Source organism: Bradyrhizobium algeriense (genome assembly GCF_003062295.1).
In the GTDB taxonomy this organism is placed as follows: domain Bacteria; phylum Pseudomonadota; class Alphaproteobacteria; order Rhizobiales; family Xanthobacteraceae; genus Bradyrhizobium; species Bradyrhizobium algeriense.
This window is the reverse complement of record NZ_PYCN01000001.1, coordinates 543391-565993: the sequence shown is the minus strand read 5'-3', so window position 1 is coordinate 565993 and position 22603 is coordinate 543391. Positions and strand designations below refer to the sequence as shown.

The window sequence follows — 22603 nt, the reverse complement described above, 5'->3', positions numbered from 1 at the left end:
AGGGTAGGCGTATGGGTCGTTATATCGATGATATCCTGCAGCCCGGCGAGAGGGTGCTGTATTCGACCAACGCGCACTGGATATTTTTCCTGCCTGCGATCGCAGGCTGGGTCGTGGCGATCGCATTTCTGGTGCTCTCCCGCCTGGTCGCGGCCGACACGCCGATGTTGCTGTGCCTGTCGATGGCCGCGATAGCCGCGATTTTCGCGCTGTACAAAACGGCCACCGCCTGGTTCTACCACTGGACCACCGAGACTGACGTTACGAATATGCGCGTGGTCCACAAGACCGGCTTCATCAAGCGGCAAACGTTCGAGATGGGCATCGACAAGGTCGAGAGCGTCGACGTCAACCAGAGCATTCTCGGTCGCATCCTCAATTACGGCGACGTGTCGATCTTCGGAGTCGGCGAGGGCAACAAGACGATCGACACCATTGCGTCGCCGCTGGCGTTTCGCAATGCCATCACGACGCGACCGCCCGGCACCTGAACCATGGCCATGCAGCAAAATTCCTCCGCCGGTTTCTCCGGTTCCACGGTCGACCCCGCCGAAGTCGCAAAATTTTCAAAATTGTCGGACGAGTGGTGGGACCCCAAAGGCAAGATGGCCCCGCTGCACAAGATCAATCCGCTGCGGCTGGCCTATATCCGCGACGCCGCATGCCGCAAGTTCGACCGCAACGCCAGGAGCCTGAGTTGCCTGTCGGGCCTGCGCATCCTCGATATCGGTTGCGGCGCGGGGCTGTTGTGCGAGCCGTTCACGCGGCTGGGCGCGCAGGTGATCGGGATCGATCCATCCGCGACCAACATCGCCGCCGCGAGGCTGCATGCCGACAAGGGACATCTGTCGATCGACTACCGCTGCACCACGGTCGAGACGATGGACGTGCGCGAGCGCTTCGACGTCGTGCTGGCGATGGAAGTGATCGAGCACGTCACCGATGTCGGCGCGTTCCTCGCCCGCTGCGCGGCGATGGTCAAGCCGGGCGGGTTGATGGTGGTCTCGACGCTGAACCGCAACTGGAAGAGCTTTGCGCTCGCGATCGTCGGTGCCGAATATGTGCTGCGCTGGCTGCCGCGCGGCACCCACCAGTGGGACAAGTTCGTCACCCCCGACGAACTCGCCCGGCATCTCGCCCACAACAAGCTCACCATCACCGAGCAGGCCGGCGTGGTCTATAACCCGCTTGCCGATCGATGGAGCATCTCGTCCGACATGGACGTGAATTACATGGTGGTGGCGGAGGGGATGTGAGTTGATCCCAGCACCGTAGCCATATAACCGGTGTCGTCCCTGCGAACGCAGGGACCCATAACCACATGTGTTCATTGTTGCGCGAAAGTCGTCGACCAGCTGAATAAGATTGAGAAGCCGCGGCGTATGGGTCCCTGCGTTCGCAGGGACGACACCGCCTTTTGGGGCGGACGCAATCCTGTCATGACGCCCCTCCGGTTGACCGCATCCGTTCCGCCCGGCACGGTGCGGCAGCTTCCCGCCGGTACTCCCCAAATGCTCTCCGTCGCCACGCTCTGGATTCCCTTCACTATCATCGCTGCGCTGGGCCAAGTCGCCCGCAATGCGATGCAGCGATCGTTGACGGGGCCGCTCGGGACCTGGGGCGCGACCAATATCCGCTTCCTGTTCGGCTTTCCGTTCTCGATCATCTTCTTTGCCGTCGTGGTGGCGGTGACTGGCGACGGCGTACCGTGGCCGGCCGCGGTGTTTTGGCCGTGGCTGCTACTCGGCGCGCTCAGCCAGATCGTCGCCACCGGTTTGATGTTGCTGGCGATGAACGATCGCTCCTTCGTCGTGACGACGGCGTACCTCAAGACCGAAGCGATCCAGACCGCGATCTTCGGCTTCATCTTTCTCAGCGACCATCTGACGGTGCTGAAAGTGATCGCGATCCTGATCGCGACCGTCGGCGTGGTCATCACGGCGCTGCGGCCGGGCGGCGAAAAAGGCTTTGCGGAGTTGAAGCCGACGATCATCGGCCTGGTTGCCGCCGGTTGTTTCGCGCTCTCGGCGATCGGCTTTCGCGGCGCCATCATCACCGTGCCCGGCGTCTCCTTCGTGACGGCGGCGTCCTATACGCTGGTGTTCGGCCTGTTCGTGCAGACGCTGGTGTTGACGATTTATCTGCTCGTCCGCGCGCCTGATGTGCTGATGAAGATTTTCGGACTGTGGCGGCCCTCGATGCTCGCGGGCTTCATGGGCGCATTCGCCTCGCAATTCTGGTTCCTGGCATTTGCGCTGACGGCGGCCGCGAATGTGCGGACGCTGGCGCTGATCGAGGTGCTGTTCGCGCAGGCCGTGGCGCATTATTCATTCAAGCAGCCATTATCGGCGCGTGAACTGTCCGGCATCGTGCTGATCGTGGTGGGCGTTGCGCTGCTGGTGGCGGTGTGATCCGAAAATCGTAGGATGGGTGGAGCGAAGCGATACCCATCGCCACACGCACCGGCATTGATGGGTATCGCTTCGCTCCACCCATCCTACGGAAAATGCGGTTACCGCATCAATTCCTATCGTCCGGCAGCACCGGCAGCGGGGTGACCTCGACGCCTTCGTCGATCAGCGCGCGCGCCTCGTCCGGCGAGGCCTCGCCGTAGATCGGGCGATGCTCGATGTCGCCGTAATGCATCTTGCGCGCTTCGTTGGGGAAGCGCTCGCCGACATTGTCGGCATTTTTGACGATGTGATCGCGCAATTCCTTGAGCTTGGCGCGCAGCTCGCGCTCCTGCGCCATCAGGAGTGGCGTCGATTCCGATGATGCCGTTGCTTCCGCAGGCGCTGCCGGCGTCGGCCGGGCGGCCTCGCGGCCCTTCTTGCTCACGATCTGCGGGGCCATGATGGCGCGCTCGACCTTGACGGAGCCGCAGGCGGGGCAGCTCACCAGTCTGCGCTTTTCCTGGCTTTCATAGGCCGCGGAGCTTTGAAACCAGCTTTCGAACGCATGGCCCTTCTCGCAGCGAAGGTTGTAGCGGATCATGCCGAACCCCGGACCAGATGCAGATGCTCAGGCCCTGCCTTGGGATCGGCAATGCCGAAGCGCCGTCCGTGCTGCAGCGACGGCACGGCTTTCCGCGCCGTCTCGACCCTGGAGGTATCGATCTCGGCGAGGAACACGCCGGGCTCGACGCCGCCCTCGGCGAGAATTTCGCCCCAGGGGGCGATGATCAACGAATGGCCATAGGTCTCGCGCTTGTTCTCATGCATGCCGGCCTGCGCCGCGGCGAAGACGAAGCAACCGGTCTCGATGGCGCGGGCGCGCAACAGCGTGTGCCAATGCGCCTCGCCGGTCTTTCTGGTGAAGGCCGATGGCACGGTGAGGAACGACGCGCCGGCTTCGGCCAATGCGCGATAGAGCGCCGGAAAGCGCACGTCGTAACAGATCGTGAGACCAATCCGGCCCCACGGCAGATCCGAGATCACGGCCGTTTCGCCCGGCTGATAATTGGCTGACTCGCGATAGCTCTCGCCGCCGGGCAGATCGATATCGAACATATGGATCTTGTCGTAGCAGGCGAGCAGATTGCCGTCGGGCCCGATCAGGAAGGAGCGATTGACCGCGCGCTCCGGCGAAAAGCGCAGCGCCAGCGAGCCGATATGGAGATGGATCTTCAATTCAGCGGCGAGCGCGCGATAGGCTTTCAGCGAGAGATCGTCTTCCTCGGAGGCGAGATGCTCGAACAGCGCCTTGCGGTTCAGTTGCATCATGTTGCTCACCTCGGGGGTAAGCACGTAATCGGCGCCTTGGGCTGCGGCATCGCGAATCAGCCTGGTGCCCTGCTCGAGGCTCGGCTCGGGCAACAGCCCGGTGCGCATCTGCACCATGGCGGCGGTAAAGGTCGAGCCAGCGCTCATGAGGAAGCCTCTTCTGCCGCCAGCAGGCCATCGAGCTTGCCCGCGCGGTCCAGCGCGTAGAGCTCGTCACAGCCGCCGACATGGGTTGTGCCGATAAAAATCTGCGGAAAGGTCGAGCCGTGGCCAGCGCGATCGTACATCTGCTCGCGATAGGCCGCGTCAGTCGCCACGTTCAATTCTGTGAACGTGGCGTTCTTGCGCGTCAGCAACGATTTGGCAGCGGTGCAATAGCCGCAGCCCGGGCGGGTGTAGATTTCAATGGCAGTCATGGCGCGCTCTGGTTGGCAAGTGTTTGAATTATATGGGAGCGCGGTGGCTGTCCACAACCCGCGCGAATACCAGTACGTCGACCTGTGCGGCTTTGGCGCGCAGGAGCGCCCGGGCGCAGGCGTCGGTCGTGGCGCCTGACGTCAGCACATCGTCGACCAGGACGACGCGGCGGCCCTGAATATCAGCCATGCGATCGGCGGCGACCTTGAAGGCGCCCTGCACATTGCTGGCGCGCTGCGGCCGGGACAGGCCAATCTGCTGCTCAGTCGCGCGAATGCGGCGAAGCGCCTCAGTGGCCAGTTTCACGCCGCTTTGGCGCGAAATCACCCGCGCCAGCGCGCCCGACTGGTTGTAGCGGCGGCTCCAGCCGCGCCGCCAGTGGAGCGGAACCGGCACCAGCACGTCGGCCTCGTCGAGCAATTCCTTGCCGGCGCGGGCCATCCAGCGGCCCATCGCGGGCGCCAGATCCGTGCGGTCCTGGTATTTCAGTGAATGAACCAGCGTGCGGGCAACGTCGTCATAGCGCACGGCGGCGCGGGCGCGCTGGTAGGCCGGCGGACTGGCGATCGCCTCCATCGACAGCAATTCCGGACCGGGATCGTACACAAAGGGAATGCCAAGCCGCGGACAGAACGGCGGAGCGATGAACGACAATTTGGCCCAGCACGCCGCGCAGACACCCTCGCCATCCACCGGCTCGCGGCAGGAAACGCACAGCGTCGGCAGCGCGATGTCGAGCGCAAGCCGCGGCAGATGCGCAAACGCGTCGCGGCAGGCGCCGAGCGCGCTGCGAAGATGGCTGGAGATGGAGCGTGGTGGTGATGCTTCGGCGTCCATCGCGAGAAGCTAGCCCCAGTGGGCATCGTGCTCAAGCGCAGGATTGCCAGAGATGGGTTAGGCGGCGTACCAACCGGCATGGCCTCCGACCCGACCACCGCACCCATCCTGTTCGACCGCGCACTGCTGCGCGCGCGGATCGAACGCGCGCGGCGCAGCGGGGCGGTGACGTTCCTGCTTGATCGCGTCAGGGAGGACATGGAGGAGCGGCTGCAGGCGGTGATGCGGAATTTTGCCGATGTCGCCGATATCTGGACGCCGGGCGAATTGTTGCGAAAGCCTGTCGCGGATCGCTTCCAGTCGATCAGGCGTATCGATCTCGATCAATCGGAAACGCTGCGCTTGCCGCCGCAATCGCTCGACCTCGCGGTCTCCGCGCTGGCGTTCCAGTTCGTCAACGATCTTCCGGGCGTGCTCGCGCAGATGCGGCGCGCTCTAAAGCCCGACGGGCTGTTGCTCGCGGCAATGCTCGGCGGCGATACGCTGACTGAGCTTCGGCAAAGCTTTGCCGCAGCAGAAGCCGAATGCGAGGGCGGGGTGTCGCCGCGGGTCGCGCCGTTTGCGGACTTGCGCGATATTGGCGCGCTGCTGCAGCGCGCCGGCTTTGCGCTGCCGGTCACCGACGTCGACCGCGTTGTGGTGCGCTACGACAGCGCGTTCGCGCTGATGCAGGATTTGAGGCGCATGGGCGCGACCAACATCCTTCGCGAACGCCGGCGCACGCCGACCCGCCGCGCCACTATGCTGCGCATGGCGCAGATTTACGGTGAACGTTTTGCCGACGCGGACGGCCGCATCCGTGCCACCTTCGATATCGTCTGGCTCTCTGGCTGGGCGCCGCATGAGAGCCAGCAAAAGCCGTTGAAGCCGGGCTCGGCGAAAGCGAGCCTGGAGGCGGCGGTGAAGAAGACTGCTCCCAAATAGACAACCTAAAGCGGGATGAGATCAGGCCGTGTACCCATAACCCGCCGGCGCGACGCGACGAAGGTTATGCCCGCTTTGCCCAGTCCGCGGCCAGGCTTGCGCAGCGGCGCAATATGTCGCGAAGGGCCAAAAGCGGAATTGGATTTGGCAGCCATTCAAGGCAGTCGCCCCCCTACGGCTGGGTGTGGTACTCGCAGGTTGGTGCGAGTTGCAAGCGGGCTTCGCGTATTCCGATTCGATCGGATCTCTTTCGTTCTCGACGACAGACGAATAGCTTTTCCCCGGCCCGAGAAAGACCGCAAATTATTTCCGGCAAAAGGATGCCGGACAGAACATTCATGCCAAATGACGAAGAAATTGCCGAAATCAGGGCAAGCACAGTTAAGGTGGCCATTCCGCACGCAGGCAAGGAAGCGAAAAAGCGAGGAAGGGGGCTAGCCACCATGAAGTTCGTTCGGGTTTTCTAGAAGCCATTGGCAATACGCCATTGATCAGGCTACGCGCGGCGTCGGACATCACGGGTTGCGATATCTACGGCAAAGCCGAATTTCTTAATCCGGGCGGATCGATCAAAGATCGTGCGGCCTTGGCCATTATCAATGATGCCGAGCAGCGCGGCCAGCTCAAGCCGGGCGGCGTTATCGTGGAGGGCACAGCTGGCAACGTCGGTATCGGCATTGCGCTCGTGGCCAATGTGCGCGGTTATCGTTCCGTGATCGTGATGCCCGACACGCAAAGTCAGGAAAAGAAGGACATGCTACGGCTATGCGGGGCAGATCTGCGTCTGATACCGGCCGTGCCCTATTCCAATCCCGGCAACTATGCTCGCTATTCCGGTCGCCTCGCTGAGGAACTGGCCGCAAAGGAACCAAACGGGGCATTCTGGGCAAATCAGTTCGACAACGTCGCCAACCGCGATGGCCACTATCGCACGACTGGCCCTGAAATTTGGGAGCAGACAAACGGAAAGATCGACGGCTTCACTTGCGCTGTCGGTAGTGGCGGGACTTTGGGTGGAGTCGCGCGCGCCCTCAAGGAACGCAATCCCGCCGTGAAGATTGCACTCAGCGATCCAATGGGTGCCGCTCTCTACAATTGGTTTACTAGGGGTGAGCTGACGACAGAAGGCGACTCGATCACAGAAGGTATCGGGCAAGTACGCGTGACGAAGAACCTTGAAGGCACGCCGATCGACATGGCCTACCAGATCACTGATGAGGAGGCGCTACCCGTTTTGTTCGACCTGATCGAGCATGAGGGGCTTGTGCTGGGTGGGTCTAGCGCGATCAACATCGTGGGGGCTATGCGGCTTGCGCGACCTTGGGCCAGGCAAGACCGTCGTCACCATCCTCGCGGATGGTGGCCAGCGCTATCAGTCCAAGCTCTTCAATCCGGACTTCTTGCGCAAGAAGAACCTGCCGCTACCGCCTTGGATGAAGTAAGCCGGAGGAACTTCCGGCTCATATCGCGGCGCGTTCCTAGCGGCGGTGCAACTGCGCCAAGATTACGGTAAAGCGATGAGATTGCGCCATGACAATTGAGTTCCGCCAGATCCGGGAAAACGACACGGAAGCGTTTCGTGCTGCCGTCGACGCCGTTGCCCGAGAACGCAAGTACCTCGCCCTCTTGGAGGCTCCTCCGATTGAACAAGTGCGCGCTTTCGTTAAGCGTAACGTACAACACGGCTATCCACAGATCATTGCCCTTATGGACGATGTGGTTATTGGATGGTGCAATGTACCGCCCGCGAGTCGAGCGGTTTCCGCTCATGTCGGCGACCTCTTTATGGGCCTTCTGCCGGAATGGAGGGGCAAAGGGATCGGCGAAAGACTGCTGCGACACGCCGTGCACGCTGCAGACCTATTCGGATTTCAACGTGTCGAGCTGGGAGTGTTCGCAACCAATACCGCGGCAGCAGCCCTCTATCGAAAGGTGGGATTTGTGGAGGAAGGCACCAAGCGAAAGGCAATCTTGATTGATGGTGTCCATCACGACGAAATCATAATGGCGCGCCTCAAACCGTGACGTGCAATGCCTGCGCCAGTGCGGAGCCTGCTTATCCTCGAGAACCGCCTAGGGTATAGGTCGGCAGATTGGCAGCTTCGGGTCATTTTCGACAGATTCGCCGGCGCGTGTGGACTAGTCGATGTCGGCTTTACCCCGAAAGCGCCGAAGCCGAGCCAGGCCCCGGACGCAAGCAGCACGAGTGCGGCGAGCCGGCCCCATTCTACTTTGCATGGGGTTGTTTTCGCGATTTTGTGTCTGGGCTCTGCGTGCCGCCGAAGAGGCGCTGCGCTCACATCAGCAAATCGATCAGATGCGGGATCAGCGGAATGTCCGCAGGCGGCATCGGATAATCGCGCAGCTTGTTGGCGCGGACCCAGGCCAGTTGCTGGCCTTCACGCGCGATCACCATGCCCTCCCAGCGCCGGCAGATGTAGAGCGGCATCAGCAAATGGAAGCTGTCATAGGCATAGCTCGCGAAGGTCAGCGGCGCCAGGCATGGCTCGCTGACGTCGATCCCGATCTCCTCGTGTAGTTCGCGGATCAGCGTCTGCTCCGGCCGTTCGCCGGGCTCGACCTTGCCGCCGGGAAATTCCCACAGGCCCGCGAGCGCCTTGCCTTCCGGGCGTTGCGCGATCAGCACGCGCTTGTCGGTATCGACCAGCGCGCAGGCGACCACGAGGGTGAGCTTGATGTCAGCCATGCGCCGGTGTCTCGCTTACGATCGGTAATCGCCATTGATCGCGACATATTCCTTGGTGAGGTCGCAGGTCAGCACGCGGTCGCGGCCCTTGCCGAGGCCGAGCGCGACCTTGATCTGGATCTTCGGGTTCTTCATCACCTCGGAAACCTCGGCCTCGTTGTAGGACGGATCGCGCGCACCGCTTTTGGCGACGCGAATGCCGTTGAACGAGATCGAAAGCTTGTCGCGGTTGGCGGGCTCGCCGGCCTTGCCGACCGCCATCACCACGCGGCCCCAATTGGCGTCTTCGCCGGCGATCGCCGTCTTCACCAGCGGCGAATTCGCGATCGACATCGCGATTCGGCGCGCCGAGGTTTTTGTGGTCGCGCCTTCGACGATCACCTCGACCAGCTTGCGCGCGCCTTCGCCGTCGCGGGCCACCTGTTCGGCAAGGTTGGCGAGCACGTCGCGGAACGCCTTGGCAAAAGCCTTCAGCCTGATATCGCTGGCGCGGCTGATCTTCGGCGCGCCGTTGGCTGCGGCCGCGCCGGTCGCAAAGGCGAGCAGCGTATCCGACGTCGAGGTGTCGCTGTCGATGGTGACGGCGTTGAACGTATCCTCGACGCCGCTCTTGAGCAGCGATTGCAGCACGGCCGATGACAGCGGCGCATCGGTGAACACAAAGGACAGCATGGTGGCCATATCGGGCATGATCATGCCGGCGCCCTTGGCCATGCCGTTGATGGTGACCTTGGCCTTGCCGAGCTTCACCGTAGCGGTTGCGACCTTCGGGAAAGTATCGGTGGTCATGATTGCCTTGGCAGCATCCATCCAGTGGTCGGGCGTGGCGGCCTCAGTCAGCGTCGCCAGCACGCCGTCGAATTTGGTGGCGTCGAGCGGCTCGCCGATCACGCCGGTGGAGGCAAGAAAGACCTCGTTGGCGCTGCAGCCTACCGCCTTCGCTGCGGTTTGCGCGGTCAGCGCCGTCGACTGCTTGCCGGTCTTGCCGGTGAATGCGTTGGCGTTGCCGGAATTCACCACCAGCGCGCGGGCAAATCCTGCCTTAGAAGATCCGCCCCGGCCGAGCTTGGCGCGGCACCATTCAACGGGAGCGGACGGGCATTTCGATTTGGTGAAGACGCCGGCGACCGTGGTGCCCTTGTCCATGACGGCGAGCAGCACGTCGGTCCGCCCCTTGTAGCGGATGCCGGCGGCGGCTGTTGCGAGCCTGACGCCCGCAATCGCGGGCATGTCGGGGACATCGGTCGGGGCGAGAGGGGAGACGGGTGTGGACATGGGTGCACCTTCTTCGACCAGATCAACCGTAGCCGGACCTGGCCCGGCCATCCACGCCTTCAGGGCCGGTCAACAGGTCCCCCAGACATGGAACGGCCGGGCGCTTCGGCCCGGCCATGACGATGGTAGATACTATCGGTCTCGAAGAAGTGACAGCGATTTCTTACTTCTTCGGCGGCGCCATCTTGGAATCCGCAGGCTTGGCGGCGTCCGGCTTGGCGGCTTCGGCCGGCTTGTCCATGCGCTCGACCTTGGCGGCCTCACGCAGCTTGGCGACGTATTCGGCCTGCGCCTTGCGCGTCACATAGGTCTCGATCTGGGCCTTGACCTGCTCGAAGTCGGGGGCCTTGCGGGCGCGCTTTTCCTCGACCTTGATGACGTGCCAGCCGAACTGCGACTTGACGGGATCGGAGATCTTGCCGGGTTCGAGCGTGAAGGCCACGGCGGAGAATTCCGGCACCATCTGTTCCTTGGTGAAGAAGCCGAGATCGCCGCCATCGGAGGCGCCGGGGTCCTTGGACTTCTTCTTCGCCAGTTCGGCGAAGTCGCCGCCCTTCTTCAGTTCTTCCGCGATCGCCTTGGCCTCGTCCTCGGTCTCGACCAGGATGTGCCGGGCGTGGACTTCCATTTCGCCGGTGATCTGCTTGGCGGCTTCCTCATAGACCTTCTTCATGGCCTCGTCGGTGGTCGCAGCCTTGCCCTCGGTGGCGAGCAGGTTATCCATCAGCAGGCGGCTGCGGCTAAACGCCAGGCGCCTCTTGAAGTCTTCGGAACTCTCGACCTTCTTGTCCTCGGCGGCCTTGGCGACGATTTTCAGGTCGATCAGGAAGGCCAGCACGTTGTCCTTCTTGGTCGCCGGGTCCATTTGCGCGAGGCTGGGGCCGAGTTCCTCTTCCGCGAGCGCCACATCGCTCTGGCGGATCTCGACACCGTTAACCTTGGCGAGAACGGGGTTGTCCTGGGCACGAACCGGCAGGCTGGCGGCCAGAATCGCAGCCAGACAGGCCGTCGCGGCCAGGGAGGCGAGGCCGAAGCGCAGGCCGGTTTTCGTTTCCGGGAACGAGGTGGTCATGGAAAATCCTTGTCTTGAAGAAGGGGCGGCAAAGGCGGCGGGACACTCGCCCAATCATGCGGCCTTGGCAACGCGAAAAGTCTGTCAAAATGATGAATTCCTTGACAGATGGACCCACGTTGACAAGGCCCGAACCCAGCCATATCTGTGCCGGATCGTACGGCGGCGATAGCGCTTATTTTACTGCGTTTTTTGCCGTTGAACCTTGGATTGCTTAATTCCCACTCATTAGGCGGATGATGCCCCGGAACGGGGTATTTGCCGCGATGCGTCACGGTGAGTTGATAGGCAACTTGGTGGACCACGTCACGGCTTGCAACGCAAGTAACGGCAAAGGCAGGAATTGGCATGATCGGCGCGCTCGCCCGCAAGTTTTTCGGCTCCGCCAACGACCGGCGGGTGAAGGGGTATCAGTCCCGCGTCAACGACATCAACGCGCTTGAGCCCGAGCTCGCCGCGCTGTCGGACGAGGCGCTGAAAGCGCGCACCGCCGAGTTCCGCCAGCAGCTTGCCGACGGCAAGACGCTCGATGACATCCTGGTTCCGGCCTTCGCCACTGTGCGCGAGGCCGCCAAGCGCACCCTCGGCCAACGGCATTTCGACGTCCAGCTGATCGGCGGCATGGTGCTGCATGAGGGCGACATCGCCGAGATGAAGACCGGCGAAGGCAAGACGCTGGTGGCAACGCTGGCGGTCTATCTCAACGCGCTGGCCGGCAAGGGCGTCCATGTCGTCACCGTCAACGACTACCTCGCGCGTCGCGACTCTGAATGGATGGGCCAGATCTATAATTTCCTCGGGCTGACCGTCGGCGTGATCGTCCACGGCCTCGACGATGCCGAGCGCAAGGAAGCCTATTCGCGCGACATCACCTACGGCACCAACAACGAATACGGTTTCGATTATCTGCGCGACAACATGAAGTACCGGCTCGAGGACATGGTCCAGCGCGGCCATTCCTACGCCATCGTCGACGAAGTCGACTCGATCCTGATCGACGAGGCGCGCACGCCGCTGATCATCTCCGGCCCGCTCGACGACCGCTCGGATTTCTACAATACCATCGACACCTTCTTCCCCCAGCTCGACAAGACGGATTACGAGGTCGACGAGAAGCAGCGCACGGTGACGCTTACCGAAGGCGGCATGGAGAAGCTCGAAAATCTGCTTCGCGATGCCGGCCAGCTCAAGGGCGAATCGCTCTACGACGTCGAAAACGTCTCCGTGGTCCACCACGTCAACCAGGCCCTGCGGGCGCATACGCTGTTCAACCGCGACAAGGACTACATCGTCCGCGACGGCGAAGTCATCATCATCGACGAGTTCACCGGCCGCATGATGCAGGGCCGCCGCTATTCCGAAGGCCTGCACCAGGCGCTGGAAGCCAAGGAACACGTCCAGGTCCAGCCGGAAAACCAGACGCTGGCCTCGATCACCTTCCAGAACTATTTCCGGATGTACCAAAAGCTCGCCGGCATGACCGGTACGGCGCTGACCGAAGCCGACGAACTGTTCGACATCTACAAGCTCGAGGTCGTGGAAATCCCGACCAACGTAGCGGTGGCGCGTCTCGACGAGGACGATGAGGTCTACCGCACCCAGAACGAGAAATACGCCGCGATCCTGGCCGAGATTGAACGCGCCAACAAGCGGCTGCAGCCGGTGCTGGTCGGCACCGCCTCGATCGAAAAGTCGGAAGTGCTGGCCGAGTATTTGAAGAAGCACGGCTACAAGCAGATCGATTTCGGTTCGCAGTCCGGAATGGAGAAGCTCTACGCCGCGGCGCGTGCGGGCAAGCCTGCCAAGCTGTTTGCGGTTCTGAACGCGCGCTTCCACGAACAGGAAGCCTACATCGTCGCCGAAGCCGGCGTTCCGGGCGCGATCACGATCGCGACCAACATGGCCGGCCGCGGTACCGACATCAAGCTCGGCGGTTCGCTCGATATGCGGATCCAGCAGGAGACCGCTGACATTACCGACGAGGCCGAGAAGGCCAAAAAGATCGAACAGATCAAGGCCGACATCGAACGCTTCCGCGAGATCGTGCTGAAGGCCGAGGACGTGGTCGAGGTCGAGCCTGCCAAGGGCAACAAGCCGGCCAAGACCATCACCAAGCCGGGTGGGCTCTACATCATGGGCTCGGAGCGGCATGAATCCCGCCGCATCGACAACCAGTTGCGCGGCCGTTCCGGCCGTCAGGGCGACCCCGGACGCTCAAAATTCTTCCTGTCGCTGGAAGACGATCTGATGCGGATCTTCGGCTCCGACCGGCTCGACAGCATGCTGCAGCGGCTCGGCCTGCAAGAGGGCGAGGCCATCATCCATCCCTGGATCAACAAGGCGCTCGAAAAAGCGCAGCAGAAGGTCGAAGCCCGCAACTTCGACATCCGCAAGAACCTGCTGAAGTTCGACAACGTCCAGAACGACCAGCGCAAGGTGATCTTCGAGCAGCGCGTCGAACTGATGAGGAGCGACAGCGTGGCCGAAATGGTCGCAGACATGCGTCACGATTTCATCGACGACATCGTCGTCAAGCATGTGCCGGAACACGCCTATGCCGAGCAGTGGGATGTCGCGGGCCTCAAGGAAGAACTGAAGCGCGTGCTCGACGTCGACCTGCCGGTCGACGAATGGGCCAAGGAAGAGGGTATTGCCGACGAGGAATTGCTGACGCGGATCGAGCAGCGCGTCGACGAGCACATGGCGGCCAAGGTCGCGCAATGGGGCCCCGACGTGATGCGCTACGTCGAGAAGACCATCCTGCTGCAGACGCTGGATCACCTCTGGCGCGAGCACCTGATCATGCTCGATCATCTGCGGCAGGTGATCGGCCTGCGCGGCTACGGCCAGCGCGATCCGTTGCAGGAATACAAGTCGGAAGCCTTCGGCCTGTATGAGGCGATGACCGCGCATCTGCGCGAGGCGGTGACGGCGCAATTGATGCGCGTCGAGATCGTGCCGCCGGAAGAGCAGCAACCGCTGCCGGCGATGGAGCCGCACAAGTTCGATCCGAATACCGGCGAAGACGAGATGGCCTTCGCCAACGCCTCCCTGGTACCCGAGGCCATCGCGGCCGATCGCGATCCGAAAAACCCTGCAAGCTGGGGCAAGGTCGGCCGCAACGAGGATTGCCCCTGCGGCAGCGGCAAGAAGTACAAGCACTGCCACGGCAAATACGGCTGAGCCTGCGCTGACGCATCGGTTGGCGAGGCCGTTACGCCGCGGCCTGCCGGCTCGCACCTTTCTGTTTCGTCTGACGGCTGAACTCGCCCTTGAGGGCGGGATACCGTGCGCCGGCCCTGCAACCTGGGATTGAAAGTAACGGAGAGTGCTTGCAAATCATCAATCTTTGCGGGCATTTCAACGGGTTGTTAGGAGGTTGTGTCTAATTTCTCGACCGCGCGTTGCGCGGGTTTGCCAAGCGCACCTATAGGACCCGTCCTGGGGCTCCATCAGAGGGCAGCGTCTTGCAATCCATATCCAAGATTCACGGCCGCTATTATTTGGCGATCTTCGTGCTGGCGTCGGCGACGCTTTCCTACCAGATACTGATAACGCGCTTCTTCAGCGTTATGCTCTATTATCATTTCGCGTTCGCCGCCATTTCACTGGCCATGCTCGGGCTGACCCGCGGAGCGATGGAGGTCTACGGCAAGCCCGAACGCTATACGTCCGAACGGGTAGGCGTCGAATTCGCGCGCCACGCATCGTGGTTCGCGCTCAGTAGCGTTGGCGCAATGGTCGTGCTTCTGTGCACGCCGCTCGTGATGTCCACTGACACCACCGTGACGATCGTCCTTGCGCTGGCGATCATCGCCTTCGTGTGGCCTTTCACCGAAGGCGGCGTTTGCATAACGCTCTTGCTGACCCGTTTGCCATATCGTGGCGGATGGCTCTACGCAGCCGATCTTCTGGGGGCCGCAGTTGGATGCCTCGGCGTGATCTTCCTGCTGCTGGTAATCGATCCCGTGAGCGCCACGTTATGGATCGCGGCCCTTTCTGCCGGCGTCGGTTGGATTGTCGTCCGGAACAGCGACGAGGTCCGTAGCCTGCGCTTGAGCGGCGCTGTCGCGCTGACGATGGCCGTTTTGGCCACCGTGCATACCGGCCTTGACCTGACCGGCAAGAGCCACCTCGGCGTGTTCTGGGCCAAGGGTGAGGCGCAGGCCGGCACGTTGTTCGAGCGCTGGAATACCTATTCGCGGGTACGGGTACGGGAGTGGCCCGAGAAAGCTCCGTTCGGCTGGGGATACGCCCGCCCGCCTGAGGTCAGGGTCGATCAGCATTTCATCGATATCGATGCCGATGCAGGCACGGTTATCACCAGGCATGATGGCGACATCGGCAAACTCAGCTACCTGAAAGATGACGTCATCAATGCCGCCTACCTCGTACAGCCCGCAGCCGACGTCGCGGTCGTTGGCGTCGGTGGCGGCCGCGACATCCTTTCTGGTCTGGTTTTCGGCGCCAAGCAGATACGCGGCATTGAGATCAATCCAGCGATCTTTGAGGTGCTCACTGAAAAATTCGCCGATTTCGCCGGCCATCTTGAGCGCCAGCCCGGTGTTTCCCTGGTCAATGCCGAAGCGCGAAGCTATATCAACCACTCGTCAGAGCGGTACGACCTGGTCCAGATTTCACTGATCGACACCTGGGCGGCGACGGCGGCCGGCGGTCTGACGCTCACGGAAAACCGTCTCTACACCGTCGAAGCGTGGGATGATTTTTACCGCGCGCTGAAGCCTGGCGGGCTGCTGTCGGTCTCGCGCTGGTACGGCGGGGAAAAGCACCGCGGCGAATTCTATCGGCTGGTTGCGATCGCGGCCAGCGCCCTGCAGCACAAAGGCGTGCCGGCCGCCGAGCTGCGACATCATATTGTCGCGTTGAACGTCGGCAACATCGTGACGGTCATTACGCGACCCGACGCGTTCACCGATGCGCAATGGCAAGGGGCGCGCGAAAGGCTCCAGGCGCAGGGATTCAAGATATTCCTGGGGCCGGATGTCACCTTTGATACGATCACCTCGACGTTGCTGTCCGACAAGGCGGACGCAGCATTCTTCGATTCTTTGCCGGAGAACATCGCTCCATCGACGGATGACAAACCGTTCTTCTTCTTCACTTCGCGCCTCGGCGATCTGACGAACATGTATCCATGGGGAGCAATGAACAACAATGTTGCGGTCAGCATGACCGGCTTGCTGATCATCGTCGCGCTCCTTGCCTGCGGATACTACATCGTCCTGCCGTTCCTCGGTCTTGCGAGGCGGATGCCGTTATCGACGCTGGCGCCGCCGATGGCCTATTTCAGTGCGATCGGGATGGGTTTCATGCTGATCGAGATATCGCAAATGCAGCGCCTGATGGTCTTCCTCGGCCATCCCGTCTACGGGCTGAGCGTGGTGCTCTTTACGATTCTTCTCTTCAGCGGTATCGGCAGTGCCACAGTCGGCGCGGATAGCCCTCGGCCACGCGCCATTTTCTGGAGGTTTGCAGTCCTCCTGATCACGATCGTGGCAGCCGGGCTGCTAACGCCGCTGGTTACCACCTGGACGCGGTCGCAACCAACCGACATGCGCATTCTGGTTTCCGTCCTGCTGCTGGCACCCCCGGCGTTCTGCATGGGGATGATGTTTCCGCTCGGCCTCAGTATCTGGCGCCGTCAAGAAGCGCTGTTGCCGTTCTTCTGGAGCACCAACGGGGTTACGTCGATGCTGGCGTCGGTGCTGGGTATGGCCTTGTCGATCCAGTTCGGTATCGCCAAGACCTACGCGCTCGGCGCGTGCTTCTATGTGGTCTGCGCCATCGCGATCGCCGCAAGTCGCCGGGCTGACCCCATCGCCACGCTCGCAACGAAGCCCGTCACCGGCGTCGGTCTCGTGCCGCAGGACGAAGCGGCTTCATGACTCGACCGCGCTCTGCGCCGCGGGCGTCGGTGCGATAAAGACTGTCGGGGAATTCGGAAAAGTTGCCGCTTGCGTTCGTCGGGCATGGCGGCGGCTTGGCCGCGGCAGCAAAGTGAAGCCGTTACTTCACCGCGCCGAAGCGGCTGTCGAACGAGTTCGGCGGCACGATCGGTGCGGAACCGGCGACCTGATTGTCCTTGGCGGAGGCCGGGGTGTCGGACACCGACGATCTTAGCGGCGGTCGGGCGGCGGCCTGTTTGCTGTCAGGCTTTGGCGCGGTGGTCTTCGGCGCCGCCGCCTCGGGACGGGGCGCGGTTTGCTTGGCCTCGACCTTCGGCTTCGAAGGCGGCGTGCTTGCGGTAGCGTCAGCCGCGCCGCCGATACCGACCTTGCGAGCAAGATTGGAGAAGAACCCGTCATTCTGGGCCGGCGGCGCCGCATTGGCGACGCGCGTCGGCGTCGCGGCAGGGGTGGGGGCCGGGGCTGCGGCAAGCTTCGGCGGTTCCGGCGCACCCATCAGCAGATTATCGGAGGGCGCCTTGGGCGGATTGACGTGGGAAGGAACGGTGCCGGGCGCGCGAGCCATCAACGACAGGCTTGAGCCGTCGCCTGCTTCCGAAAGGCCGGTGCTGGCCTCAGGCACGCGGGCGGCGAACACCCGGTGCATGCCGCCGTCGATGCCGGTGTTGGCCCGGGCGACCGGGGTTCCCTTGGCGATCAGCCGCGCGGTTTCGGCGAGGTCGGTCGCCTGCTTTTCGCGCACGGCAGCGGCGACTTCGTCGGGAATCACATAGGCCGGGCACTTGGCCGAAGCATCGAATACCAGGTCACGCGCGGCGTTCGGCGGCTTGGCGGCATCGAACACGTATTTCTTCTCGCAGAAATCGACCTTCGGCTCCTGCTTCGTCACCTCGAAATGATCATTGCCTTCCTTGATCATCTTCCAGAACGGCATGTTCGGATTGTTGCGATGCTTCGCCATGTTCATTGGCGTCATCTTGAACGGATAGGCCTGCAGCTGGAACGATTTCTGACCGCCGAAGAAGGATTCGCGGCCCAGCGAATAGATTTCCGCGATCTGCTCGTCGGTCATCGCGTAGCAGCCGCGCGAGGAGCAGTCGCCATGCACCATCAACTGCGAGCCGGTCCGCCCCAGCGCCTTGTCGAACGCGTTCGGATAGCCGGTGTTGAAGGAAAGGTAATAGGCCGACTGCGGGTTCATCTGCGCCGGTGAAATCGCATAGAAGCCTTCCGGCGCCTGGCGGTCGCCCTCGCGGACCTTGGGTCCGAGATCGCCCGACCAGCGGCAGATCGGATAGGTTTTCAGGAGCGCGAAACGGCCGGAGCGGTCCTGCTTCCAGATCTCGAGTTCGGCTTCCTGTTTGAACAGGCGAACGAGGATCGGCGACTGCAGGTCCATGTCTTTCGCCGTCATGTCGGCGATCAGTTTTGGCGGGACCGGCTGGTTGGCCTTGGCGTTGTTGGCCAGCGAGATGTCGTCGCCGTTGCAACTGGCCAGCAGTGCGCCTGCGCCCGCGAGGGCAGCCGACGTGAGAAGCGCGCGAACCAGCGAGCGGTTAATCAAAGGCTAAGCTCCACACCCACCGGGCATTTTCGCACCCCAAATCACAGCGAACATGCCCTGAAGCCAATGCATAAAATAGTACCCTTTGACCTTCCGCGCCGCAACCCGAACGCGATGCGCCAGCCGCTTCCACGGCCAAGCATGGTCAATAGAGTTTAAAGACTGGGTCTGGGCCTAATTAGGGCCGAATCAAGTGATCCGACGAAATAAAGCACCTTTAAGGCGGCGTTGACGAATGGGATGCCGGGCCGGCCGACCCCTCATCATTCCAGGGGGACAGGGCCAATCAGCCGAGCTTGCGGCCGATATCGAGGAATTTCTGCCGCCGCTGCCGGCGGATGCCGTCCGCGTCCAGATTGCGGAGGTCGTTGAAGGCCTCGGCGATGGCATCGCCCGTGGCCGAGATCATGGCAACGGAATCGCGGTGGGCTCCGCCGGAGGGTTCTTTCAGGATCTGGTCGATCACGCCGAATCGCAGCATGTCCTGGGCGGTGATCTTCATGCCGTTGGCGACTTCCTGGGCCTTGGTGCCGTCGCGCCACAGGATCGAGGAGGCCGCCTCCGGGGAGATCACGCTGTAGATCGCGTGTTCGAACATCAGCACCTTGTTCGCAGTCGTGATGGCGATGGCGCCGCCCGACATGCCCTCGCCGGTGATGATCGCGACATTGGGGACGCCGAGCGAGAGGCATGTGTCGGTCGAGCGTGCGATCGCTTCCGCCACGCCGCGCTCCTCGGCGCCGATGCCGGGATAGGCGCCGGCGGAATCGACGATAGACAGCACGGGAATGCCGAAACGATCGGCCATCTCCATCAGCCGGACGGCCTTGCGATAGCCTTCCGGGCGCGCCATGCCGAAATTGTGCTTGATGCGGCCGTCGGTGGTGGCGCCCTTTTCCTGGCCGACCACGCAGATGCTCTCGCCGCGAAAACGGCCGAAGCCGCCCACCAGCGCCTCGTCCTCGGCGAACTTGCGGTCGCCGGCCATCGGCGTGAATTCCGTCATCAGCGCTTTGACGAAATCGGTGAAATGCGGGCGCTGCGGATGGCGCGCCACCAGCGTCTTCTGCCATGGCGTCAAATTGGCGTAGAGGTCGCTCAGCGCCTGCTGCGCCTTGTCCTCTATGCGCGCGATTTCGTCGCCGATGTCGCTGCCGGACGCCGCCAGCGCACGCAGTTCATCGACCTTGGCCTCTAGTTCGGCGACTGGTTTTTCAAAGTCGAGATAGCTGCGCATCTGATCCGGCATCGAAACAATATAGGTAACAACGTGCTTTGAGGCGAAGCGGTTTCGATTCGCTTAAGGAAAGCACGCATCTTCAATGATTTAGCGTGCATTCGATCCAGGTGACCCCGGGTTGCCGAAAGCGCGCCAAACAAGGCCGCGGGCGGGACGGCTGTTTCGGGGGAGATCGCTCGGAAGTCAAGGCGGGAGGCACAGCTCTCCGCGAACAAATCCATTCTCGTAGCCCGGATGGAGCCAACGGGTCGCGCGAATGCGCGCCCGATGACAGGCTCCGCGCAATCTGGGACTCGGGCTGCTTGCGGGAGGGACCCCCGGATTTCGCTTGGCTCCATCCGGGCTACGGCTTGCTACGACTTCTCCGCCAGCGGATGCAGGTCGCGCACCAGGCTTTTCAGCCGCTCCTCGACCACGTGGGTGTAGATCTGCGTGGTCGAGATGTCGGTGTGGCCGAGCAGCGTCTGCACGATGCGCAGGTCCGCGCCGTTATGCAGCAGATGGCTGGCAAAGGCATGGCGCAGCACGTGCGGCGAGACCAGCCGCGGCGCGAGGCCCGAGGCCGCCGCCAGTTCCTTCAGGTCGCGCGCAAAATGCTGCCGCGTCAGATGGCCGCTCTCGCCGAAGGAGGGAAACAGCCATTTCGAGCCGGGCGCGTTTTTCTTGTTCTCGGGCTTGAGCGCTTCCATCGCGGCGAGATAGTCGGCCATCGCCTGCCGCGACGCTTCGTTGAGCGGCACCAGCCGTTCCTTGTTGCCCTTGCCGCGCACCACGATCATGCGGGCGTCGCGCCGCGAGGCCGACAGCGGCAGCGCCACCAGTTCCGAGACGCGCAAGCCGGTGGCGTACAGCACCTCCAGCAGGCAATACAGCCGCATCGCGCGCAGCCGCGCCTGCGGCGAAGCGTTATGGCCTAGCGTCAACTCCTTGGCCCGCGTCAGCATGCGGTCGACGTCCGCGATCGACAGCACCTTCGGCAAGCCCCGGCCGCGTTTCGGGCCGGACAGGATCGCCGCCGGATCGTCGCTGCGGATGCGCTCGTTCAGGAGGAAGCGGAACAGATGCCGCATCGCCGATAGCCGGCGCGCCACGCTGGAGGATTTGAAGCCGCGGGTATCGAGGTCGGCGAGGTAGTCGCGCAGCACGTCGGTCTCCGCGCCGGCAAAGTTTTGTCCCTTGCGGCCGAGAAACTCGGAGAAATCCGTGAGGTCGCGGCGATAGGCGTCGAGCGTGTTGTCGCCCGCCCCCTGTTCCGCCGCGAGCATGTCGAGGAACAGGTTGATCAGTTTGCCGTCGGAGGGTGTCATGCGCATTCGGTATGATAGCGCATGATCTGGGCAGGATGGAGGAGCTTTCAGACACGCTCCAACGTTATCCGGGAGCTAGGGCATCTGACTGATTGAAGTGGCCTGCGACCAGACGACCACCCATTGCCCGTCGCGATATTCGTAGGTGTCGGTGTGCCAGTAATCGCTCGGCGCGACTCGGTGGCCGCCGAAGACCACTTCGAGCCTGGCGCGATACCGGATCACCGCGTGGCTCTGGTGATGCCGCACGGCGATGGGTCCAGGCTCCCAAGCGAGATATTTGATCTGCCCGCTCGCAATCGCTCCCAGATAATCGTTCTTGGACAAGGCCATTCCGATCGGCGTGATCAACTGGAACTCGGTCGCATGAAGTCTCCCGGCCGTCTCGACGTCGCCGCCGACCAGCGCGCGAAGTCGGGCACGCTCGGTGTCGCGGATGAATTCCGCTTCGGGCGACGAATCCAGCTCGGTCGCGTGCGTAGACATTGGTTGTTCTCCATGGTCGTGTGGTGGTGGGGCACGGCGGCAGCCGCCGATCTATGCTGTTGCGATCAGGCCGTGGTCGATCAGGCTCTGCGCAGTGGCGCGGATGCAATCCTCGTCAGGCCGCGCTTTCCAGTTCAGCACCCGGCGCGCCTTGGCTGCGCTTACGCTCAGGTCGCGATTGAGCTCGTGAACGATCATGCGCGAACGCGCGCTGAAGGGAGCCATCATTCTCACCATCCAGTCGGGCACTTCGCCTGACGGCAAATGCGCGGCGTGCGCCGGAAACGACTTTGCGAGCACCTCGGCCAATTCCCACAACCAGAAAAACCGCCCGCCGACGATGAAACGCTGGCCGGACGCGTCAGGATGGGTCATTGCCCGGACATGCGCATCGGCCGCGTCTCGCACATCGACAACCGAAAAGCCGAAGCGCGGGACACGCTTGAGCTTGCCGCTCATCATTTGCCTGATCAGCCCAACCGACGTGCCGTGTTCCGGGCGAAGCAGCGGCCCAAAGATGGTGGCGGGATTGATGACAGCCAGATCGAGTCCGGTTTCCCTCGCAAAGGTCCAGGCGGCCTGCTCGGCCAGCGTTTTCGACCGGTAATAGGGCGTCGCCCGGGCGCTGGCCGGATCGGTCCAATCGTTCTCGGTGAAGGGCGCCTGCCCGTTGCCATGATTGGTGGCCGCGATCGACGACGTCAGCACCGCGCGCTCAACGCCGGCTTCTTGGGCCGCGCGCAGCACACGTAGCGTGCCGTCCCACGCGGTTCGGATCATTACGTTAGCGTCCCTTGGAAGGGTCGCCGGAAAAGGCGAGGCCGTGTGAATGACGTAGCGGCATCCCCGCAGCGCGACATCCCATCCGGCATCGGAGCATAGATCCGCCTCGACAAAGCTAATCCGTTCGGTCGCCGTATCCGGACAAAGCTGCCGCCTGATCCTGTCGCAAACGGCAACGCTGCGCACACTGCCTCGAACGCGATAGCCGGCTGCCAGCAATTGCCTGGCGATGTGTCCGCCGAGGAATCCGCTGATGCCCGTGACGAGAACAAGGGCGGGCGCGGGGTCGTTCAATCTGGAAGGCATTTATCAACTCCTCGGCCTGCGGAAGTGCCGGGCCAC

At 62.7% G+C, this 22603-nt stretch carries 19 protein-coding genes and 1 pseudogene; 8 read left to right on the top strand and 12 right to left on the bottom strand.

The features are described from left to right. Positions 1–11: 11 nt before the first annotated feature. The 3 genes from C7G61_RS02700 to C7G61_RS02690 all read left to right on the top strand — a co-directional run bounded on the left by C7G61_RS02700 (position 12) and on the right by C7G61_RS02690 (position 2411). The gene (locus C7G61_RS02700) at positions 12–491 is read left to right on the top strand and encodes a PH domain-containing protein (protein WP_108512491.1); all 480 of its coding nucleotides are present in this window, start codon (positions 12–14) and stop codon (positions 489–491) included. A 3-nt stretch (positions 492–494) separates the two neighbouring features. Next, a complete protein-coding gene (gene ubiG, locus C7G61_RS02695; protein WP_108512490.1) occupies positions 495–1256 on the top strand; it encodes a bifunctional 2-polyprenyl-6-hydroxyphenol methylase/3-demethylubiquinol 3-O-methyltransferase UbiG in 762 nt (253 codons plus the stop codon). Positions 1257–1511: 255 nt separating this feature from the next. Further along, on the top strand, positions 1512–2411 hold the full coding sequence (locus C7G61_RS02690) for an EamA family transporter (protein ID WP_108512489.1): 900 nt from the start codon (positions 1512–1514) through the stop codon (positions 2409–2411). Between the two features lie 109 nt (positions 2412–2520). Here the strand turns inward: C7G61_RS02690 and C7G61_RS02685 are convergent, their stop codons facing one another. From C7G61_RS02685 to C7G61_RS02670, 4 genes are read right to left on the bottom strand one after another with little or no spacing between them, the layout of a single operon-like run. Then, positions 2521–2994: a DUF1178 family protein gene (locus tag C7G61_RS02685; RefSeq protein ID WP_108512488.1), complete on the bottom strand. Its 474-nt coding sequence runs from the start codon at positions 2992–2994 to the stop codon at positions 2521–2523. Continuing rightward, on the bottom strand, positions 2991–3869 hold the full coding sequence (locus tag C7G61_RS02680) for a carbon-nitrogen hydrolase family protein (RefSeq protein ID WP_108512487.1): 879 nt from the start codon (positions 3867–3869) through the stop codon (positions 2991–2993). Before C7G61_RS02680 ends, C7G61_RS02685 begins: the two co-directional genes overlap by 4 nt. Beyond that, on the bottom strand, positions 3866–4138 hold the full coding sequence (gene grxC / locus C7G61_RS02675) for a glutaredoxin 3 (protein ID WP_108512486.1): 273 nt from the start codon (positions 4136–4138) through the stop codon (positions 3866–3868). Before grxC ends, C7G61_RS02680 begins: the two co-directional genes overlap by 4 nt. Positions 4139–4166: 28 nt before the next feature. Then, entirely contained in the window at positions 4167–4976 is an 810-nt protein-coding gene (locus tag C7G61_RS02670) for a ComF family protein (protein WP_108512485.1), read from the bottom strand. 78 nt (positions 4977–5054) lie between these two features. Between C7G61_RS02670 and C7G61_RS02665 the strand changes: the two genes are divergently transcribed. From C7G61_RS02665 to C7G61_RS02655, 3 genes and pseudogenes are all read left to right on the top strand, one after another. Continuing rightward, positions 5055–5900 (top strand): methyltransferase domain-containing protein, encoded by an 846-nt coding sequence (locus tag C7G61_RS02665; protein WP_108512484.1) that lies wholly within the window; start codon positions 5055–5057, stop codon positions 5898–5900. Positions 5901–6372: 472 nt separating this feature from the next. Continuing rightward, a pseudogene (locus C7G61_RS02660) lies at positions 6373–7342 on the top strand (cysteine synthase A). Positions 7343–7430: 88 nt separating this feature from the next. Then, the gene (locus C7G61_RS02655; RefSeq protein ID WP_108512483.1) at positions 7431–7925 is read left to right on the top strand and encodes a GNAT family N-acetyltransferase; all 495 of its coding nucleotides are present in this window, start codon (positions 7431–7433) and stop codon (positions 7923–7925) included. Between the two features lie 271 nt (positions 7926–8196). On the opposite strand, the gene C7G61_RS02650 is transcribed toward C7G61_RS02655, so the two are convergent. From C7G61_RS02650 to C7G61_RS02640, 3 genes are all read right to left on the bottom strand, one after another. Further along, positions 8197–8607, bottom strand: a complete 411-nt coding sequence (locus tag C7G61_RS02650; protein ID WP_108512482.1) for a (deoxy)nucleoside triphosphate pyrophosphohydrolase — start codon at positions 8605–8607, stop codon at positions 8197–8199. Positions 8608–8622: 15 nt separating this feature from the next. Further along, a complete protein-coding gene (gene argJ / locus C7G61_RS02645) occupies positions 8623–9882 on the bottom strand; it encodes a bifunctional glutamate N-acetyltransferase/amino-acid acetyltransferase ArgJ (RefSeq protein ID WP_108512481.1) in 1260 nt (419 codons plus the stop codon). Between the two features lie 163 nt (positions 9883–10045). Beyond that, positions 10046–10954: a peptidylprolyl isomerase gene (locus C7G61_RS02640; RefSeq protein ID WP_108512480.1), complete on the bottom strand. Its 909-nt coding sequence runs from the start codon at positions 10952–10954 to the stop codon at positions 10046–10048. 348 nt (positions 10955–11302) lie between these two features. Here C7G61_RS02640 and secA point away from each other — a divergent pair, with 348 nt between their 5' ends. Together secA and C7G61_RS02630 are read left to right on the top strand one after the other, a co-directional pair. After that, the gene (gene secA / locus C7G61_RS02635; protein ID WP_108512479.1) at positions 11303–14137 is read left to right on the top strand and encodes a preprotein translocase subunit SecA; all 2835 of its coding nucleotides are present in this window, start codon (positions 11303–11305) and stop codon (positions 14135–14137) included. Between the two features lie 284 nt (positions 14138–14421). After that, the gene (locus C7G61_RS02630) at positions 14422–16860 is read left to right on the top strand and encodes a spermidine synthase family protein (RefSeq protein ID WP_108512478.1); all 2439 of its coding nucleotides are present in this window, start codon (positions 14422–14424) and stop codon (positions 16858–16860) included. 121 nt (positions 16861–16981) lie between these two features. On the opposite strand, the gene C7G61_RS02625 is transcribed toward C7G61_RS02630, so the two are convergent. The 5 genes from C7G61_RS02625 to C7G61_RS02605 form a co-directional block, all read right to left on the bottom strand. After that, on the bottom strand, positions 16982–18445 hold the full coding sequence (locus C7G61_RS02625) for a L,D-transpeptidase family protein (RefSeq protein ID WP_108512477.1): 1464 nt from the start codon (positions 18443–18445) through the stop codon (positions 16982–16984). A 286-nt stretch (positions 18446–18731) separates the two neighbouring features. Next, positions 18732–19694 (bottom strand): acetyl-CoA carboxylase carboxyltransferase subunit alpha, encoded by a 963-nt coding sequence (locus tag C7G61_RS02620; protein WP_108512476.1) that lies wholly within the window; start codon positions 19692–19694, stop codon positions 18732–18734. A 344-nt stretch (positions 19695–20038) separates the two neighbouring features. After that, entirely contained in the window at positions 20039–20998 is a 960-nt protein-coding gene (gene xerD, locus C7G61_RS02615) for a site-specific tyrosine recombinase XerD (RefSeq protein WP_108512475.1), read from the bottom strand. 69 nt (positions 20999–21067) lie between these two features. After that, positions 21068–21478: a nuclear transport factor 2 family protein gene (locus C7G61_RS02610; RefSeq protein ID WP_108512474.1), complete on the bottom strand. Its 411-nt coding sequence runs from the start codon at positions 21476–21478 to the stop codon at positions 21068–21070. A gap of 51 nt (positions 21479–21529) precedes the next feature. Further along, positions 21530–22567 (bottom strand): SDR family oxidoreductase, encoded by a 1038-nt coding sequence (locus tag C7G61_RS02605; RefSeq protein ID WP_108512473.1) that lies wholly within the window; start codon positions 22565–22567, stop codon positions 21530–21532. Between the last annotated feature and the right edge of the window lie 36 nt (positions 22568–22603).

What these genes read in the sequence shown, in the direction of transcription:
- C7G61_RS02700 (WP_108512491.1), top strand. Translation starts at nt 12, where the DNA reads ATGGGTCGTTATATCGATGATATCCTGCAGCCCGGCGAGAGGGTGCTG.
- ubiG (WP_108512490.1), top strand. Translation starts at nt 495, where the DNA reads ATGGCCATGCAGCAAAATTCCTCCGCCGGTTTCTCCGGTTCCACGGTC.
- C7G61_RS02690 (WP_108512489.1), top strand. Translation starts at nt 1,512, where the DNA reads ATGCTCTCCGTCGCCACGCTCTGGATTCCCTTCACTATCATCGCTGCG.
- C7G61_RS02685 (WP_108512488.1), bottom strand. Translation starts at nt 2,994, where the DNA reads ATGATCCGCTACAACCTTCGCTGCGAGAAGGGCCATGCGTTCGAAAGC.
- C7G61_RS02680 (WP_108512487.1), bottom strand. Translation starts at nt 3,869, where the DNA reads ATGAGCGCTGGCTCGACCTTTACCGCCGCCATGGTGCAGATGCGCACC.
- grxC (WP_108512486.1), bottom strand. Translation starts at nt 4,138, where the DNA reads ATGACTGCCATTGAAATCTACACCCGCCCGGGCTGCGGCTATTGCACC.
- C7G61_RS02670 (WP_108512485.1), bottom strand. Translation starts at nt 4,976, where the DNA reads ATGGACGCCGAAGCATCACCACCACGCTCCATCTCCAGCCATCTTCGC.
- C7G61_RS02665 (WP_108512484.1), top strand. Translation starts at nt 5,055, where the DNA reads ATGGCCTCCGACCCGACCACCGCACCCATCCTGTTCGACCGCGCACTG.
- C7G61_RS02655 (WP_108512483.1), top strand. Translation starts at nt 7,431, where the DNA reads ATGACAATTGAGTTCCGCCAGATCCGGGAAAACGACACGGAAGCGTTT.
- C7G61_RS02650 (WP_108512482.1), bottom strand. Translation starts at nt 8,607, where the DNA reads ATGGCTGACATCAAGCTCACCCTCGTGGTCGCCTGCGCGCTGGTCGAT.
- argJ (WP_108512481.1), bottom strand. Translation starts at nt 9,882, where the DNA reads ATGTCCACACCCGTCTCCCCTCTCGCCCCGACCGATGTCCCCGACATG.
- C7G61_RS02640 (WP_108512480.1), bottom strand. Translation starts at nt 10,954, where the DNA reads ATGACCACCTCGTTCCCGGAAACGAAAACCGGCCTGCGCTTCGGCCTC.
- secA (WP_108512479.1), top strand. Translation starts at nt 11,303, where the DNA reads ATGATCGGCGCGCTCGCCCGCAAGTTTTTCGGCTCCGCCAACGACCGG.
- C7G61_RS02620 (WP_108512476.1), bottom strand. Translation starts at nt 19,694, where the DNA reads ATGCCGGATCAGATGCGCAGCTATCTCGACTTTGAAAAACCAGTCGCC.
- xerD (WP_108512475.1), bottom strand. Translation starts at nt 20,998, where the DNA reads ATGCGCATGACACCCTCCGACGGCAAACTGATCAACCTGTTCCTCGAC.
- C7G61_RS02610 (WP_108512474.1), bottom strand. Translation starts at nt 21,478, where the DNA reads ATGTCTACGCACGCGACCGAGCTGGATTCGTCGCCCGAAGCGGAATTC.
- C7G61_RS02605 (WP_108512473.1), bottom strand. Translation starts at nt 22,567, where the DNA reads ATGCCTTCCAGATTGAACGACCCCGCGCCCGCCCTTGTTCTCGTCACG.